13 protein-coding genes are annotated in these 18,194 nt (G+C 43.5%); 10 read left to right on the forward strand and 3 right to left on the reverse strand.

Features of this window, described 5'->3' with window-relative positions; translation table 11 throughout:
* Positions 1-442: 442 nt before the first annotated feature.
* The 3 genes from MgSA37_RS27565 to MgSA37_RS27575 are packed head-to-tail and all read left to right on the forward strand — an operon-like array spanning position 443 to position 2,399.
* On the forward strand, positions 443-1,153 hold the full coding sequence (locus tag MgSA37_RS27565) for a glycosyltransferase family 2 protein (RefSeq protein WP_096357007.1): 711 nt from the start codon (positions 443-445) through the stop codon (positions 1,151-1,153).
* A 4-nt stretch (positions 1,154-1,157) separates the two neighbouring features.
* Positions 1,158-1,517 (forward strand): DUF2304 domain-containing protein, encoded by a 360-nt coding sequence (locus tag MgSA37_RS27570; protein WP_096357009.1) that lies wholly within the window; start codon positions 1,158-1,160, stop codon positions 1,515-1,517.
* Positions 1,518-1,520: 3 nt separating this feature from the next.
* Entirely contained in the window at positions 1,521-2,399 is an 879-nt protein-coding gene (locus MgSA37_RS27575; RefSeq protein ID WP_232010747.1) for a class I SAM-dependent methyltransferase, read from the forward strand.
* 18 nt (positions 2,400-2,417) lie between these two features.
* Here MgSA37_RS27575 and MgSA37_RS27580 read toward each other — a convergent pair whose 3' ends face one another.
* Both MgSA37_RS27580 and MgSA37_RS27585 read right to left on the reverse strand, forming a co-directional pair.
* On the reverse strand, positions 2,418-4,739 hold the full coding sequence (locus MgSA37_RS27580) for a tetratricopeptide repeat protein (protein WP_096357013.1): 2,322 nt from the start codon (positions 4,737-4,739) through the stop codon (positions 2,418-2,420).
* Positions 4,740-4,949: 210 nt separating this feature from the next.
* Positions 4,950-5,462 (reverse strand): c-type cytochrome, encoded by a 513-nt coding sequence (locus MgSA37_RS27585; protein ID WP_096357015.1) that lies wholly within the window; start codon positions 5,460-5,462, stop codon positions 4,950-4,952.
* Positions 5,463-5,871: 409 nt separating this feature from the next.
* Here MgSA37_RS27585 and MgSA37_RS27590 point away from each other — a divergent pair, with 409 nt between their 5' ends.
* Positions 5,872-6,873, forward strand: a complete 1,002-nt coding sequence (locus MgSA37_RS27590) for a hypothetical protein (protein ID WP_096357017.1) — start codon at positions 5,872-5,874, stop codon at positions 6,871-6,873.
* 252 nt (positions 6,874-7,125) lie between these two features.
* Here the strand turns inward: MgSA37_RS27590 and MgSA37_RS27595 are convergent, their stop codons facing one another.
* Positions 7,126-8,151 carry a hypothetical protein gene (locus MgSA37_RS27595; protein ID WP_096357019.1) on the reverse strand — a complete coding sequence of 342 codons (1,026 nt, stop codon included), beginning with the start codon at positions 8,149-8,151 and terminating at the stop codon, positions 7,126-7,128.
* Between the two features lie 407 nt (positions 8,152-8,558).
* Here MgSA37_RS27595 and MgSA37_RS27600 point away from each other — a divergent pair, with 407 nt between their 5' ends.
* The 6 genes from MgSA37_RS27600 (at position 8,559) to MgSA37_RS27625 (ending at position 18,175) form a co-directional block, all read left to right on the forward strand.
* A complete protein-coding gene (locus tag MgSA37_RS27600; RefSeq protein WP_096357021.1) occupies positions 8,559-11,735 on the forward strand; it encodes a SusC/RagA family TonB-linked outer membrane protein in 3,177 nt (1,058 codons plus the stop codon).
* A gap of 12 nt (positions 11,736-11,747) precedes the next feature.
* The gene (locus tag MgSA37_RS27605) at positions 11,748-13,142 is read left to right on the forward strand and encodes a RagB/SusD family nutrient uptake outer membrane protein (RefSeq protein ID WP_096357023.1); all 1,395 of its coding nucleotides are present in this window, start codon (positions 11,748-11,750) and stop codon (positions 13,140-13,142) included.
* 134 nt (positions 13,143-13,276) lie between these two features.
* A complete protein-coding gene (locus MgSA37_RS27610; protein WP_096357025.1) occupies positions 13,277-14,836 on the forward strand; it encodes a flavin monoamine oxidase family protein in 1,560 nt (519 codons plus the stop codon).
* Between the two features lie 60 nt (positions 14,837-14,896).
* A complete protein-coding gene (locus MgSA37_RS27615) occupies positions 14,897-15,346 on the forward strand; it encodes a hypothetical protein (protein WP_096357027.1) in 450 nt (149 codons plus the stop codon).
* A 59-nt stretch (positions 15,347-15,405) separates the two neighbouring features.
* The gene (locus MgSA37_RS27620) at positions 15,406-16,749 is read left to right on the forward strand and encodes an aspartate aminotransferase family protein (RefSeq protein WP_096357028.1); all 1,344 of its coding nucleotides are present in this window, start codon (positions 15,406-15,408) and stop codon (positions 16,747-16,749) included.
* Positions 16,736-18,175, forward strand: a complete 1,440-nt coding sequence (locus MgSA37_RS27625) for an NAD-dependent succinate-semialdehyde dehydrogenase (RefSeq protein ID WP_096357030.1) — start codon at positions 16,736-16,738, stop codon at positions 18,173-18,175. The genes MgSA37_RS27620 and MgSA37_RS27625 overlap by 14 nt, the downstream gene beginning before the upstream one ends.
* Positions 18,176-18,194: the final 19 nt, after the last annotated feature.

The following is an 18,194-nucleotide window of genomic DNA, read 5'->3' on the forward strand; positions in this document are numbered from 1 at the left end:
CCAAAAAAGCAGCGTTTTTACAAGGACTCCCCGATGGATACGCTCAAGGTCGGCTCGATTTCCTTTGCCGCAAGGGCATAATTGATCCAAAACTGCGGTTGGCCTGGCCGGATTGTTTATCATAGCACCAATGGATTTAAGTAAAACAACAATAGCATTACTCTTCCCGCAATTGATCTATAATTGGTAGTAACCAAATATACGTTAAACAAGCTTAAAACGAAATAGTTATTTGAAAATTGTTTCACTTAAGTTTAACCAATAGTTTATCAAGTTGGTTGGTTCTTGATTTTTAAGAAATCTTTAAAATGGGCGCACAATTGACGGCAAATTTTTGCATTTTGTTAAAATAATGGATAAAAAAATTTTGATGCGCTGTTATAAAAATGAATTATACGATATATTAGCAGGGAAAATAATACCTTAAAGGAAGTCAAAATTAATGACTAAAATTCTCATCATCATTCCGTGCTATAATGAGGGGAACTCGCTCCCTTTGATATTGGAGCAATTGCTGCATCTTAAATTACCAGCTCATTTTAAAATGGAGATTGCGGTTGTGAATGATTGCTCCAAAGACGACACCAAATGGGTGGCCAGTCTTTACCCCATTATTTTGCTCGACCTGCTGGTTAACCTGGGTATTGGCGGCGCGGTACAAACCGGCTTTTTATATGCGCGGGAAAATGGCTTTGACCTGGCCTGCCAGATAGATGGCGACGGCCAGCATCCACCCTGGGAACTCATCAAATTGCTGGATTTTTACGATCAAACCAAAACAAACATCATCATTGGTTCCCGGTTTTTAGATGAAGGCGGATTTAAATCATCGTTTGCCCGCAGGCTTGGGATCCGTTATTTTCATTGGCTCAATAAGTTGCTTACAGCAAAGAATATATATGACAGCACCTCGGGCTTCAGGTTGTTTGATAAAGCTGGCATTGCATTGGCCGCAGAAAAATACCCTGACGAGTTCCCGGAACCTGCGTCACTGGTGCTTTTCTCAAAATATGGTCTTTCTATAAAGGAAGTGCCCGTAGTGATGAGCGAACGCCTGGCAGGAAAATCGTCTATCCGTAATTTTAAGTCGGTGTATTACTGTATAAAAGTAACTATCAGCATGTTGTTTATTTTTATCCGAAAAAAAACTTAGCCATATGTCCAGGATCCAGGTTATTACCATCATCATTAACTGTGTTTTTATCGGGTACATTGCCCGGCTGATTACCAAGGGAAAGCTAAGGGAAGAGTACGCGATAGTTTGGTGCTTATGTACCTTTATATTAGTGCTTTTCTCTTTTTGGACAAAAGGCTTAAACCTGATGTCGAAAATATTTGGTGTGTTTGACCCGCCCAACCTGGTTTTTACCGCCTTCATTTTTTTAATTTTGATCTATCTGTTGCATCTTTCGGTGGTAAGCTCAAAGTCGCAGCATAGCATCACCCGTTTAACACAGGAAATGGCGCTGCTGAAAGAAAAAATGAAAAAGGGTGATGATGCAGAACAGAATAATTAATTTTTGAACAAATACTATTTCATGGACCATATGCAATGCCCGGTTTGCGGCAATTCGTCAAAGCTGAAGTTTAAGTTAAAATTCAATGTTTATAAATGTCGTGAATGCGGTTTGTTTACTTCGGACGCCAATTTTGATTTTTCTTTTAAATCAGATCTCGAACTGCAATCACGCGAAATAGGCTTGAAGAAACTCCGTTTCAGTAATTTTGAGACGATCATTAAAAAACTGGAAGAACTTAAAGGCAAAAAAACAAAAGGCCTTGAAATTGGCAGCGGCAATGGCTGGTGGCTAAAGGTGTGCCAGGAAAAAGGCATTGACTGTATTGGCATTGAACCTGAGAATTCGCACCAGGATTATTATACCGAAAACGGGCTAAATGTTTACTATGGCTTTTACCCCAGCCCGGAAGTTAAAAGTGAAAAAGGCTACGATTTCATTATTTTTAATGACGTTTTTGAACACATTAAGGAACTTGATGAGCTGATCACCGCCTTGAAAAAAGACCTTGCTGAAAACGGAACGCTGATTATTAACCTGCCGATGAGTGATGGCTTTTTTTACAGATCGGCCATGCTGCTGCATCAATTCGGCATCAATTCTTACCTCACCCGGATGTGGCAATTCAATTTCCATAGTCCGCATATGAATTACTTTAATCAAAAAAACCTCACCATGCTATTAAACAGGCACGGTTTTGTAAAGGCCGAAGATATCCAGCTCGAGTCACTTGATTTTTCAACGGTAAAAGAAAGGATTAAAGCCGATGGTGGTGTAAATAAACTAAAGGCCATGTTTTTATCAACCGGCATTAGTTTATTGAAGCCTCTGATCTTATCCTCGAAACCAGATATCAGGGTTTTCTTTTTCAACAAAAAATAATGTCGGCGCTGCCTGATCTTAATTGGATTTACGCCCGGCATTCTTCCCGCTTATGGATTGCGCCAGGTTGTTTTTAAGGACCTGGTTATTTGAATTTAGCTGCAGTCCTTTTTTAGCGGCGACTATTGCCAGATCCCATTGCCCGAGTTTATTATAGGCTGCGCACATGTTATTATAGGCTATATCATAGCCAGGCCTAAGCATTAGGGCGTATTTACAAGCTTTTATACATTCGTTATATAATTTATTGTTAAAATAATACAGGCTCAGATCAATATAATCAGCAGCAGTTAGTTTGGTGGTTTTTATGCCTCTGGCCTCAATCTCTTCTTCAGCCAACACGAGGTTATTTTGTGCCAGCACAAAACCAGGCGCCAATTTTAAAGCTTGTTTCAGGGCATCAATTGCTTCATTATATTGGTGCAATTTAGTGTAAGCGGCACCCATGTTATTGTATGCTTCAGCAAAACCCGGCTTCAGTTTCAGGGCTTCCTGTGCCATAGCAATACACTGGGGGTAACGTCCTGCCTGGTAATTCAGCAAACTCAGGTCTGCATATTTTTCGGGCGACGGATCCACTTTAATTTTATCTGCCTGCAGATCCAGTGCATTTTGCTTTTTTCCGGCAATTACGAGGTATTTAAGGGCATCCGTATTTTGAGGAGAAAAGCTAAGAGTTTGGCGGCATAATAATTCCAGTTTGTCCCAATCGCCTTTTATCGAATAAATATTCATCAACAATACGCGGGGCGCTACATATAATGGCGATACTTTAATTGAAGCGTTTAGCAAAGGTATAGCCTCTGCATAACGCATTTGTTTGGTTAAAAACCTGGCATAAAAGTACAACGGATCAGGAAACCTGCTGCCTAACTTAACACCTGCTTTGTAATAGTTTTCAGCCAGGGTCATATTCCCTTTTTGCTCTTCCACTATACCCAGGTTGGTATAAACGAAAGAGTAATCGGGGGTGAGTTTCTCTGCCTTTTTCAGGTAAATTTCGGCTATATCATAATTTCCCAAATCTAATTCCGCCAGGGCGTAGTTCATCATGCCACGGCCATTTCGGGGGCTTTTAACTGTTACGTCATGCCATAAACTTTCTTCTGTATGCCAAACAATATTTCGCTGCCAGGTACCGTAAGCATATGCAACAAGTAACACGGTGACGAAACCTATTACGGCTTCTTTTTTAACAAAGGCGCTGTACCTTACCCACACCAGGCCCAAAGCCCATGTTACCCCCATCACCAGGCCTATAAACGGAAAATACATGCGATGGTCGTTTAGCACCTCGCCAAGCGGGATGATGCTTGATGTAGGTACAAGCGTTAAAAAAAACCAGTTTATTCCAAAACTTACCGGGCGTAGCCGTTTCTTTTTTGAAGTGTAAAAGGCAGCAACAATCATCGCCAAAATAAAAACACAACCGGCAAAAAAGCGGATATCCCAAACTGATGGCAATAACTTCCAGTCAGTATCGGCACTTAAACTGGTGGGCACAAAAAACTCGCAGAAATAATGGAGTATTACAAAAGGTTGGGTAATGAGGTAATCAAGCGGTTTGGTGCCGCCAGGTTCCCAGGTTTTTGGGGTCATCCTATCGGTTAGCCAAAACATAAAGGCACAAAAAATTAAAGCCGGCAAGGTTTTTAACAATACATTCCAAACCTGCTTCAAATTAGCTGGCCTGAAAACATCCGGGAGACTGAGCCTGGCTTCGAAAAATAAAATATAGAAAAACAAAAGCGGAGCAAACATAACGGCAGTTGTTTTACATAGCACGCCAACCCCAATGGCCAGCAGGTACAGGTATGTCTTTCTGCAAAAGGGCGAGAAAATATAAAGCATAAAACCCAGCAGCACGAAAACGGTTGACAAGACATCTGTGCGGGCGATAATGTAATTCACGGTTTCTGCATTGACGGGGTGCACCATATACCACGTTACCGCAATAAGCGCCAGCCAGCCGTTGGGGCTTAGCTTAAATGTATCGTCAAATATTTTTTTGAACAGGAACACCAACATGAGTCCCTGCAATAAAAAAAACATGAAGGTTGATGCTTGAAACCATGCCGCGTAATAATCGCCGGCAAACCAATAATCAATAGCCAGGCTGGTAACAACTACGGGCCGGTAAGCCTGGTTTTGCGGCAATACACTGCTGGTGCTGCCATCAGTAAAAAATCGGGGAATATTTTTCAGCGAGCGGATGTTCGCATTATTGATGATGGTATGAAAATCGTCAAAATGAAAAGCGTTGTTAAAATGATTGGCGTAAACGAGCAGGGTAATCAGCATCATTATACCAATGCCGGTACGTAAAGGGCGTTTTATCATAGTTGGACAATAATTAAGGCAACAAATTGTTACTTTAAACTATCTTTTTATGCCGTAAAGATAACATTGTACAATAATAATAAACGAGGAAAAGATTAACGGATGGATAAAGCAAATTTTAAAAAAACATCCCCTTCACCAAAAAAGAATGGCGCTTAAGCTCCCTTAAATTGGAAGCCCAAACGCCATACCACTGAACAAATGCTGCTGTTAGTTTTTATCGCCGGGGCGGGGTCCACCAGGACCGCCGGGACCGCCGCCGGGAGGGGGGCCGCCCGGGTCTCCAGGGCCAAAATGGTGTTCTTCAGGAACCTTTATTTCGGGGTGCGAAGTTCCATGGTGGCAGGTATTGCAATTTACACCGGTAGTGATGACCATTCCAAGCGAATCTTTTTCTGCCTTAAAAAACTTTTTATTGATCTTTCCCATCATCAAATACATATTACGGGCCGCCGTTTTCTCGGGTTTGGCATCGCTGGCAAAATCCATTTTACCGCTCTGTGCATCCCGTACATGGCAAAAATTACAATGTACCCCCAACGCATCCGACCAGATATCCATCTGGTGATCCAGCACCCTGAACGGAACGTTTTTTGGGAATACCTTTAAATTAACCAGCTTCGGCGGCCCCTGCTGTTGCTGTTGCGGCAGCGTTGCTGATACGCACAATGCAATAACACCAATGAGGCCGGTTGTTATAGCAAATTTTTTGTTGATGATCATAAACTGTAATTAAAATTTGATTGTATTTAGATTGATTGTTTAGTTGCTGCTTATACTCCCGGAAGATACTTCAGGGCATAAAATGATGCAAATAAAAGTACATAATGGCAAAATATAAAAAATAACTAATCGCCGGGCAGTTAATTTTCACCGACAAACTATCATTATCTACCGATGGCCGCCTTTCCCCCACGACGCTAAATATATAAAAATATATCAATAGTGATCAGCGTCACTTTTAAAAGTGAGCAATGTTATTTATTACGGTAGTTATGTTTTAGAGATTGCACATTCCAAATGCCCTTTTTTAATGTCAAAACCAATTACTGTTCCTCGTCCGCACACAATGCTATCACCACGGGGTGTTTTAATCTGGAGGGTCGTCCAGACTATTTTTTGGCTTATTGGGATGTCCATTTTTATTAGCCTTGTCTTTTATCCAAAAGTTGGCCTGATCGGCCTTTGGAACGTACTGATCCCCGCAGCGCCGGCATTATTGGTTATTGAAGGCGGCCTGTGGCGCAATGTTTGCCCGCTGGCGATCGTTAATTTACTCCCGCGCCATTTAAATCTTTCTAAAAAGAAAATAATGCCGGCTGCGCTGCAGGCTAAACTCCAGTTAGCAGCCATTATCGCTTTGTTCATCATCGTTCCGTTACGGCATCTTATCTTCAACACAAACGGCGGGGCAACAGCTATTTTGCTTTTTACAGCCACTGCGGTAAGCGTATCCATGGGTTTTGTTTACGACTGGAAAAGCGGCTGGTGCAATTCTTTATGTCCGGTGCACCCGGTCGAAAAGCTATATGGAGGGAATACTTTATTTTCTATGCCCAACGCGCATTGCGACCAATGCATCAACTGTTCGGTGCCCTGCCCTGATTCTACGCCCAACCTTCATCCTTCATCATCCAAAAAAACCACCTACAATCACATTAGCGGGGTCTTAACTATTGGTGGTTTGCCCGGTTTCATCTGGGGCTATTTCCAGGTACCCGATCAGTCCGGATCAATTACCTATCAAAACTTATTCAGCGCATTTGAAATGCCCGTTTCGGGCCTTTGTATAACATTGTGTTTGTACCTGTGTTTAAAAAAGCTGGTTAATAAAAAAAGCGAGCGCGTCCTTATCAACTGCTTTGCTGCGGCGGGCGTATCATGTTATTATTGGTTCAGGATTCCGGCGCTTTTAGGCTTCAGTAAATTTTCAAACGATGTGGTTTTGCTTAACCTGAAAAACGCAATTCCCTATGGGAGCATTTTAGCAATCACTGTCTTAACGACAGTCTTTTTTTTCTGGTGGCTGGTACTCCGCAAGCCCAATCATAAAAGCTGGGTAATCCGCCCTGAATTTGCAAAAGGAGCCAAGCATAATAAGACCTCTGCAGCAATTCCTCAAACAGGGGTATAGCCCCCGAAATCATGTTTGAAAAACCAATCATATTTAATGGAGGCTAAAGCCATCTTTATTGCTTCAGGTTACCCGTTGGCTGAAGCCAACGGCAATGAATGAATGAATGAATGATGATGCTTCTAAAAGTCATTTCCGCTTCTTAAAAGGAACGAAAAAAAAACAAACAGGCAATGGCTTTAGCCACAACAAAGCGACAGGTTTTTAAATACGATTTCCCGGGCGTGTAGTGACGGGCCGGGAAATAAACTGCTAAGCAGAAACGAGTTTTTTAACATCTTCCAGCTTGCGGCAACTATTGGTAGTGATAATGTTGTTGGTGTTGTGCTTAAAGTAATTTACGATGATGGCCTCCTCGCTATCATCAGTAAACACTTTATCAAAAGCCAGCTCTGTTTCGGGGATGCTTTCAAAATTTTTATCCTCCGATGCCTGCTTAACCAGGATATTCTTCAAGGCAACCGGCCGCCGGTTTCTTACACTCACGGTGGTACTTACGCCAAATAACACCTGCGGTTTGGTTTCAAGGCCTATATTGAAAACATATTGTTCCATTTCTTCAAAATCAAGGTTCTGGCAGTTGATATACAAACAACCGTCGCGAATGCCTATTACCTTGCCGCTATACCGGTGCCCCTCGGATACTGACCTTACGATGATTTGCCCGTTTTCAAGTTCTTTTAAAATAAATGGCGTCTTTATCACATTCCGGCTACCATCGGTTTTAGGGTAATACAAAAAATAATCGCCCAGGTAGTAACTTTTGATAATAGATAATGATGACCGGCTGAAACCATTGTTAGCATAAGAATGCCTTGACAAAGTATTATGATAAACCTCCTTGCGGTCTTCGGGTACTTTTTGCCATTCGTCCCATTCAGAAAAAGGAATCTGCAAGAATACGACCAGGCAGTTTATCTTTATATATTTTGCATCGCCGCCACTCCAGTAACTTTGCAAAGTTTTACCGCTAACCCAATTAAAAACCCGGTATTCGCCCAGGTTGCCCAGGTATTTAATAAAATCATACAGGTGGCTGCACCGCAGGGCCCGCAATTGCTTTTCAAGATTTTGTTTGCCGATGATCAGGTTCATTTCTACCAGGTCGGGGTTCGCCAATACTTCTTTACTGATTTGCTTATTGATCAATTTCGCAACCAGGTTAAATTGCGTCCGTGTAAAATTATCCCATTTGTTGCCCTTGTTTTTATTGTTTAATGAGGCGATAATAGCCGGGTGTTCTTCAATGGCTGTTTTTAGCTTTTCGGATAGCTGCATTGTGTAATTTATGTTTTTTTTATTTTGATGATTATCTCCGTTTCTCTTCTTTTCCAGTCAAAAAATCTTTAAAACAGTGATGACCGTGCACGGTCAAACGCTTTAATCATTTGTCAAAAATTTGACCAATAAATATACTTAAATTTGACTAACTATAAAACCTTGTAAATCAAATAATAAACTTTTTTTTATAATTTTAATATGACTTATATTTATACTCATTTGACTTATTGATATTTAGTTAAAAAATATTTCGTGCATTTAATTTGTTAACGCACGGTTTATTTTCGGTATAAAAACGACGATTTTGCACTACCTGGGGTTTCGTTTTCAAGGAGAAACATCTGTGATAACACCCTGATTTTTATCACTCAAAAAAATAGCGCTTTAAAAACTAAAAACATTCTATGAAGAAAAATTTACGCTTACTTACCGTTACGCTTTCTCTTTTACTCTGTTGCATGGTCCCGCGTTTGGCAATGGGCCAGTCTCATCTATTAAAAGGGGTTGTTGTTGATTCGCAAGGAGAACCTTTACCCGGCGTATCCGTTATTATCCAGGGCACAAGCCTGGGTGTAACCACCGCTACCGATGGCAGCTTTTCATTGTCATTAAAAGGAGAAAGCAATGTACTCGTGCTCTCTTTTATCGGTTTTGATAAAAAGACGGTTCAGGTTAAATCAGAAACCACCATTCGCATCACCCTCCAGGAATCAAAAGCCGAACTTAAAGAAGTGGTTGTAGTAGGTTACGGCAGCCAGAAAAAAAGTGAGGTTACCGGTGCTATCTCTTCCATAAAAAACAAGGAATTTAAGGACCAGCCGGTATCGAATTTAGCTGCCAGCGTAGAGGGCAAACTATCGGGCGTAAATGTAACACAACCATCGGGCACGCCTGGTGCAGGCCTGCTGGTAAGTATCCGTGGCGCGCAAAATCCTTTATATGTTGTTGATGGAGTGCCGATGGAAAGCGAAAGCAATTCATCCCTGGGTACATCCTATAACCTTACCGGCCAATCCGTAGGCAGTGGCCAAAACATCAGTTCAATTTCGGATATCAACCCGGATGATATTGAATCAATTGAAATACTAAAAGATGCTTCAAAAGCCATCTATGGTTCGCGTGCGGCTAACGGCGTAGTATTAATCACCACCAAACGTGGCAAGGCCGGCCAAACAGTGCTTGATTTCAATATGAATGTAGGCGCCCAGTCGGTTGAAAAAAAGATCCCGTTTTTAAACTCGCAGCAGTTTTATAATCTCACCAATACTGCTATAAAAAACGATATCTGGATCTATCAAAACGATCTCGCGACCAACAACCCGAACCCTCATTTCGCATTATCTGATATGCAGGCAGCCGGAATAGTAGATGCCAACGGTAAAGCCATACCCAACCCGGCCGCACCTTATTATGATTTAAAAAGCCACATCAATACCAATTGGGAAGATGCCATTTTCCGCACGGCCCCGGTTGCAGATTATGAAATATCCGCACGCGGAGGCACCGATAAAACAAAGTTTTTTGTTGGTGGCAGTTATTACGACCAGGATGGTATTATCATTAACAACTATTACCGGCGGTATAATGTGCGTGCCAATATTGATAATCAGGCCACCGATAAACTATCCTTCGGTTTAAATACGAGCGCATCGTACTCTGATGATAAACGAAGCTTCAATGATAACACCTATACCGGCGTTGTTACCAACGCTTTAGGCGCATCGCCCTTAATGCCCGTTTATTCCTCGCCGGGGGTATATGCTGATTTTACACAATACCAGGCGTATTGGTTGTCGGACAACCCCGTAAAATCTGCCAAAGAGATCAATGCGCACACCTATACCAACAGGTTCATCTCTTCCTTATTTGCTGAGTATAAGATCATGAAGGACCTGAAGTTTAAATCAACATGGTCAATTGATTATAACGACGTAAGCGATAACCAATTTTTTTCGGCACTCACTGTTGACGCACAGGCCGTTGGCGGCAAACTATTACTGGGCGAATCAAAAACGCTTACCTGGTTAAACGAAAATACTTTTAATTACCAGCATCAATTCGGAAAAAGCAACTTAACGTTATTGGCCGGCTACTCGCAACAGCAAAGCAAACTGGAACTTTCGCAAGGCGGCGGGGAAGGCTTTCCTGCTATCGGCGGCGTTCAAAATATAAATAATGCAGCCACGCCTATAGTGGTTATAATTCCGTATCCACTGGTTTATGATGCGCTACGGTCATTTATTTCGCGTGCCAATTATAGCTATGACGAAAAATACCTCCTGTCGTTCATTATGCGTGCCGACGGTTCATCAAAATTTGCTCCCGGTCACCAATGGGGTTACTTCCCTTCTGCCTCGTTGGGCTGGAATATCAGCAATGAAAACTTTTTAAAGGATAACAAAAGCATCAACTCCTTAAAATTACGGGCCAGCTATGGCTTATCCGGCGACCAGGACAATGTGCCTTCCTACCAGGATTATGCGTATTGGGGCGCAGCAAAATATAATGGCGATGCAGGTTTCGTTCCTTACAATATTTTAGGCCCTGCGCCACTTACCTGGCAAACCAATAAGACTTTTAATATTGGAACTGATTTTGAGTTATTCAATCATTTTATCAATGGCTCAATTGAATATTTCATCTCGGATGAAACCAAACTATTGAACCAGGAACAGATCCCCGGCACCACGGGCTTTCAATGGGCCTATGCCAACTCAGGTAAAATTGAGGATAAAGGGCTGGAAATTCAGTTAAGCACCAATAACATCAAAACCAGGGATTTTACCTGGACAAGTTCATTCAATATCTCCTTCCTTAAAAACACCATTAAATCACTGGCGGTTGACAACCAATACATCAGCTCATATAATGACCAGTCGCCAACCAATATTTTAAAAGTAGGGCAACCCGTAGGTACATTTATCGGCGTACGTTTTGCAGGCGTTGATCCGGCCAACGGCGATGCCCTTTACTACGCAGCTGACGGCACTAAAGAACGGGCCGACCAGGTGAACTTTACGCGGGACGCTACCGTGATAGGTAATGCCCGCCCCAAATTTTTCGGAGGGTTTACCAACGAATTCAAATACAAACAATTTGACGCGCTTGTTTCCACACAGTTCAGTTACGGCAGTAAGGTATTCAACCTGATCCGTACCACCTACGAAAGTTTAGGATGGAGCAGCGGATCAACACCGAGTGGCGCCTACCTGGGCGGTGTGTACGCCAATAACGATACCCGGGTGTTAGGCGCTTGGTCGCACCCCGGCCAGGTTACCAATATCCCACGGCCCTCGTTTTTACTGCAAAACTATTTCCCTAATTCGGATGAGTTCCTTGAAAATGGTTCATTCCTCAAGATTCGCACCGTTAACATTGGCTATACCATCAGCAAAACAAAATACTTTAACAGCATCCGGTTCTATTTACAGGCCGAAAACCTGCTGACCGTATCAAACTATATCGGTTTTGATCCCGAAGTAAGTTCAACAGGCGGCGCGAATGCAGCCACAGCGGGTATTGATTATGCAGCCTACCCGCCTGCCCGTACATTTAGTTTAGGTGTTGATGTTAAATTTTAATAAAGAAGTAAAATGAAGAAATTAATCCATATATCCTTTGTTAGTTTAATCGCTGCATCAGTAATAACGATAAGCAGCTGTGTTAAGCTAAAGCAAATATCGCCAACTGCCGTTCAGGCATCACAACTTTTTAAAGATTCAACGGGGCTTTCCTCGGCACTGGTCGGGCTTTATAGCACCCTTGAGGTGCAGGATTATTACGGGGCAAATTACCCTATGATGTGCGACCTCAATAGCGACAACGGTGTTGCCGGTGGTTATAACAATACCTCGTTAAACGAGTTTGGTTCCTATAATGTAACCTCATCCAACATTTTTATCCAAAACACCTATGTGGCAATTTATAAAACCATTGCGACAGCTAATGCCATATTAGCCGGCGAAAGCACGGTTACCGGCGCATCACAACAATACCTCAATTCGGTAAAGGGCCAGGCTTTAACCCTCAGGGCAATGGCGCACTTTGATCTGCTCCGCGCCTTTGGTTATCATTGGGACCTCACTTCACCATTTGGTATCCCGGTAGTAACCACCGTGCAAAACAGCACAAGCGTTGTACCGCGCAGCACCGTGGCTGCTACCTACACCGCTATTATTGCTGACTTGCAGCAGGCCGCAACTTTATTGAAAAACAATACCGACCGCAACCCCAATTATATTAACCCGGCAATTGTAAATGCTTTACTGGCGCGGGTGTATTTGTATGAAAAGGATTATACCAATGCTGCCAAATATGCAACGCTGGTTATCAATGACGGGGCTTATGCGGTGCTTGATAAAAACAATTTTACCAATATTTACACCTCGCATAACAGCAAGGAGTCTGTTTTTGAGCTACCATTTAACCAGCAAAACCAAAGCGAATATAATGCCACCACATATGCCCGCCCGGATGCGGCTTCAACAGAGGTTTTATTTCTTTTAAACCCCGACTTACAAGTATTTTTTGAAAGCCGTCCCGGTGATTTACGATACAATTTGGTGGATACTCTCAACCCTAACGGCTACCTCCGTACCCTTAAATACAGCAGCGATATCAAGCAAAAGGATAACTCTGCTCTGGTGATCCGCATTTCAGAAATGTATTTGATCAGGGCCGAAGCATTAGGCCGAGGTGAGGGGCTTGCAGATGTAAATATGATCAGGACCAATCGCGGCCTGGCAGCGCTAAGCAGCGAAGATGTGCCGGATGATGCCACGTATGCTCAGGTAGTGTCGGACGAGAACAGGGCAGAATTCAATTTTGAAGGCCACCGTTATTTCGACCTCGCAAGGACCGGACAAGTAGTAAATATATTAACCCCTTTAACAAGTTTAACTGTAACCATAGCCAATTCATGTTACCCGATACCTTTAAGAGAGATCAGCGCGACAGGAGGCACTGTAGTTCAAAACCCGGGATACTAAATAATTAGCGAATGGGTGAATTAGTGATTTAGTGAATGGGACAATTCGAGGTACTGGAAGGACCATCAATAAACATTCAAAACTTCTTCAATTCACTAAATCACTAATTCAATAATTCACCAATTATAAAAAAGATGGCACATTACCCCATTGCCCGTTTATTACGATCTGCCTTCTGCTCAGCTATGAGCGAAGACAAACAAGCAGCTGAATTATATAACGAATACAGCGATAGCCGCCGCAAGTTTTTAAAACAAATGGCGATCACTGCAGGCGCAGCTGCACTTACGCCTGGTATACTGAGCCTTTCTTCGTGCGGAAAAAGCAGCGAAGGGAGCATAGCGATCATTGGCGCCGGGATCGCTGGTTTAAATGCAGCGTACCAGTTACAAAAAGCAGATATTAAATCCACCATATACGAAGCATCTGATCGGATCGGCGGCCGGATGTTTACCCTAAGGGATGAATTTGGCAAAGGGCTTACGACGGATATCGGCGGTGAATTTGTTGACACAACCCACACAGATATTCTTCAACTGACTAATGAGCTCGGCCTGTCTTTGTACGACCTGAGAAAAGATGAACTGGCGCGCAAAACTTTTTATTTCGGCGGTAAGCGCTATAATGAAGACGACCTGAAGGCGGCGCTAAAGCCTTTTGTAGCTCAGTTGGTTAAGGATATTAAATCATTACCCGACATCATTAGCTATAAAGCTGCTGCCCAATTTGAACACCTCGACAAACAAACCATCACCGGATACCTTTCAGCTATCGGAATTAAAGGGTGGCTATTTGACTTTTTGAATGTTACGCTCACGCGCGAATATGGCATGGAAGCCTCCGTCCAGTCGGCCGTTAATTTCCTCATTATGTTTGAAGCGCCGAAAGAAGCCGAAAAAGGTTATGCGCTGTTCGGTTCGGATCATGAAGTATTTAAGATACAAGGCGGAAGCAGTACTTTAACCGATGCTATATATCAAAAAGTAAAAGGATCGGTAAAAACTGGTTATACATTAAAATCGATCAGTAAAGCCGATGACAAAGGCTATAATCTCGAATTTGACAACCAGGGGACTGCGGCTACTGTTCAGGCCGACCATGTAATCATCGCTATTCCGTTTACCATGCTCCGATTGGTCAGGATCGATGTACCATTTCCTGCCGAAAAAACAAAATGTATCAACGAAATCGGGTACGGCAACAGCAGTAAATTTATTGTGGGCGTTAAAAATGGCAAACCATGGCGGCTGCACGGTCAACAGGGCTATACATTTACCGACTTATTTTTTGGCTGCGGATGGGATAGCAGCCAGATGCAATCGGATACCGAAGGCAGCTTTACTATTTTTGGCGGCGGTAATTTTAGCGATAAGGTAAAAGACGCCAGCCTCGACGACCTGAAAAACAAGATCGTTCCCGAACTGAATGCCATATTTCCAGGTATGGATAAGGCATATACCGGTAAAAATACCAAATTCTGCTGGAGCGAAAATCCCTATTCAAAAGCGGGATACAGCTCATTTAAAGCCGGGCAATGGAGCACTTTGGCAGGCTGGGAAGGCGTACCGGTTGGGGAAATTTACTTTGCCGGCGAACATGTAAGCCGCGAATTTCAGGGCTACATGAACGGGGGTGCACAAACGGGCCGGGTCGCAGCAGAAATGCTGATGAAATCATTGGCGGGGAATGGGTGAGGACGGCGCTGTACCAGATAAATAATTAATGATTGTGAAGAATATCTAAATTTTGTTAAAATGCAATTATCCGAAAATAATGCGATTGCACTTTTGCTAGATCTTAACGAGGATATCGAAGAGTATGCTGATTGCGCTGTGAAAAATGTCATCGTGGACAAAAACTTCGAATACCTCAATTATCCGCCTAATTGTGGCTTTAGTGATTTAGAAAAGGAAGAGCTACATAAACTTGATAATAACCCACATCTTAAAAATGCATTGAGAAAGATTATTGCAGATAGCAGTGCAGGCGTGATTTTTAATATGCTGAATTTACTTGACGGCACAGGATCTCCGAAAAAAATGTATAAAGAATGGACCGGTGTGCAACTTGTGAATGAAGAACCTGAAAATGACAGTGAATCTTTTGCCGGTACACTTCATGACTATCTGTTTGAAACCTATTGGACATGGAAAAAAATAAGGGACGATAAAGACTGGAAACTTGACACGCTGGAAGAAAATTAGAATAGTTTTATTCGAATTAATAATCGGTGAAATCAATTATATAAATCGGTGAAATCAAAATGACAAATAGTAAAGAAATATTAGCGAGAAGGAGGCAGTTTGTACCGGATGCGATTGGCATATTCAATCCGTCAACTGCAGTAAGTGCAAAAGGCGCGGTGATCATTGACGCAGATGGGCAGGAAATGATCGATTTTGCCGGCGGGATCGGCGTGGTGAACGCCGGCCATTGCCCGGAGCCGGTTGTTAAAGCCATTGCCGACCAGGCTGCGAAACTGATCCACTGCAGTTTTAATGTGGCCACTTACGATCTGTATATGCAGGTTGCCGAAAAACTGGTGAGCCTGTTTCCGCATGGTGATCATACTAAAGTGATGCTAACTAACTCCGGCGCCGAAAGCGTGGAGAATGCCATCAAAATAGCCCGCCAGGCAACCGGCAGGCCCGCCATAATTTGTTATGGCGGCGCTTTTCACGGTCGCACCATGATGAGCATGACGCTTACTTCTAAAGTGGGATACAAACTGGGCTGCGGGCCATTCGCACCCGAAGTTTACCGCATCCCCTTCCCTGATTATTACCATGATCCGAGGGGCGCAAACCTTGATGAATTTTCGGATCATCACCTCCGCGAACTGGAAGACTTTTTTCATACCAATGTACCGGCCTCACAGGTAGCGGCTATTATAATGGAGCCCGTGCAGGGCGAAGGCGGATTTAACGTCGTTCCCAAAAAATACATGGAAGGCCTGCGCACTGTTTGCGACAAGTATGGCATATTACTCATTTTAGATGAAGTACAAAGCGGTTTCGGCCGTACCGGTAAATGGGCCGCTTACCAGCATTATGAGGTAACGCCTGATATATCTACCTGGGCAAAAAGCATGGGCAGTGGTATGCCGATTGGAGCCGTGATCGGTAAAGCACACATTATGGATGCCTGCAAACCTTCTACCATCGGCGGCACTTACCCGGGCAACCCGGTTTGCTGCGCGGCATCGCTGGCTACGCTCAATTATATGGAAGAGATCGATATCAATGCACTGGGCGAAAAAGTGGGTAATATCGTCAGGAAACGATTCAACAGCTTTAATAAACAATTCAGCGCCATAGGCGACGTGCGCGGCCTTGGCGCAATGATGGCTTTTGAACTGGTAAAAAATAACGACCCACATCAACCTGATGCCGACCTGTGTAAAAAACTCATCAGCTATTGTGCCGATCATGGGTTAATCGTCATCAATGCCGGGATCAACGGCAATATCATCAGGATCTTAAGCCCGCTGGTGATAGAAGAAAGTTTATTGAATAAAGGACTCGATATAATAGAAGCTGGCTTGACCCATTTATGCGGTGAGCCTGTTAACGAATCAAAAATGGAGATCAGTGATGTCAGTAAATAAACAATTTATCAATGGGGTTTGGGTAGATGCGGTCGATGGCCATGAAATCTCCCTGGTTAACCCGGCTACCGAAGAAGTGCTAAGCAGGATCAGTTTCGGGAACGGCAAAGATGCCATTTTAGCTATTGATGCCGCAGATGCGGCCTTCAAAACCTGGAGCAAAACCACCCCATATTATCGTGCCGAAATATTAAAAAAAGCAGCCAATTATTTACGGGAGAACCTGGATAAAATAGCACACGATATGGTGCTTGAAAGCGGGAAACCTTTATTGGAGGCCCGCGGTGAATGGACCGTAGCTGCCAATTTATTTGAATGGTATGCCGAAGAAGGTAAACGGGCCTACGGCAAAGTGATCCCAACCAACAGGGTGGATAAACGGAGCTCCGTTATCCTGCAGCCAATGGGCGTTATCGGTGTGATTACTGCCTGGAATTTCCCGGCATATAACCCGGCAAGGGCCTGGGCGGCAGCATTGGCTGCGGGCTGTACGGTGGTTGCCAAACCATCGGAAGATACGCCACTATCAGCTTATCATCTGGTAAATGCGCTTTCAGCCGCAGGCTTGCCCCCCGGTGTATTGAACCTGGTAATTGCCGAAGCATCGCCGGTGGGCGATGCGATGTTGCATGACAAACGGGTAAAAAAGATTAGTTTTACCGGCAGCACCCGCGTAGGCAAAATCCTAATGGATGGCGCCAGCCGTACCCATACCAAACTCTCGCTGGAGTTGGGCGGCAACGCCCCTGTTGTCATTTTTGATGACGTGGATGTGGACGAAGTTGCCAAAGCGGCAGCCATCGCCCGCTTTCGTAACAACGGGCAGGTTTGTGTAGCGCCGCAACGCTTTTATATCCATAAAAACATTTACGACCAGTTTGCCGAATCGGTTAAAAAATATGTATCCCTGTTAAAAGTAGGCAGCGGCTTTGAAGAAGGCGTAAACGTTGGCCCGCTTATTACAGGCAAGCAACGGGACAGTGTATTTGATTTACTGGAAAAAACAAGGATCGAAAAGGCGGAAGTACTCACCGGCGGCCACCGGCCCCATCATTTGGATAAAGGCTATTTTATCCAGCCTGCAGTTGTGGCAAACCTTAATCAGTCATCCACCCTGGCACGCCACGAAATTTTTGGGCCAGTGTTACCACTGTTCAGGTTTGATGATTTGGAAGATGCGCTGCATAAAGCCAATGATACCGAATACGGCCTGGCGGCTTATGCCTTCACCAACAATTTAAAAACAGCCATTAAAGTATCCGAAGGTTTGGAATTTGGCATCGTAGGCATCAACGAATGGGCCCCGCATGGCACTGAGTTGCCCTTTGGCGGCTGGAAATACAGCGGCCAGGGCCACGAAAGCGGCAGCGAAGGACTTTATGAATATATGGAGAAGAAATTAATAAGCATCGGAGGAATTGTTTAAGTCCGGAGTCTTGAGTCGA

The sequence above is a fragment of the Mucilaginibacter gotjawali genome (assembly GCF_002355435.1).
Taxonomy (GTDB): domain Bacteria; phylum Bacteroidota; class Bacteroidia; order Sphingobacteriales; family Sphingobacteriaceae; genus Mucilaginibacter; species Mucilaginibacter gotjawali.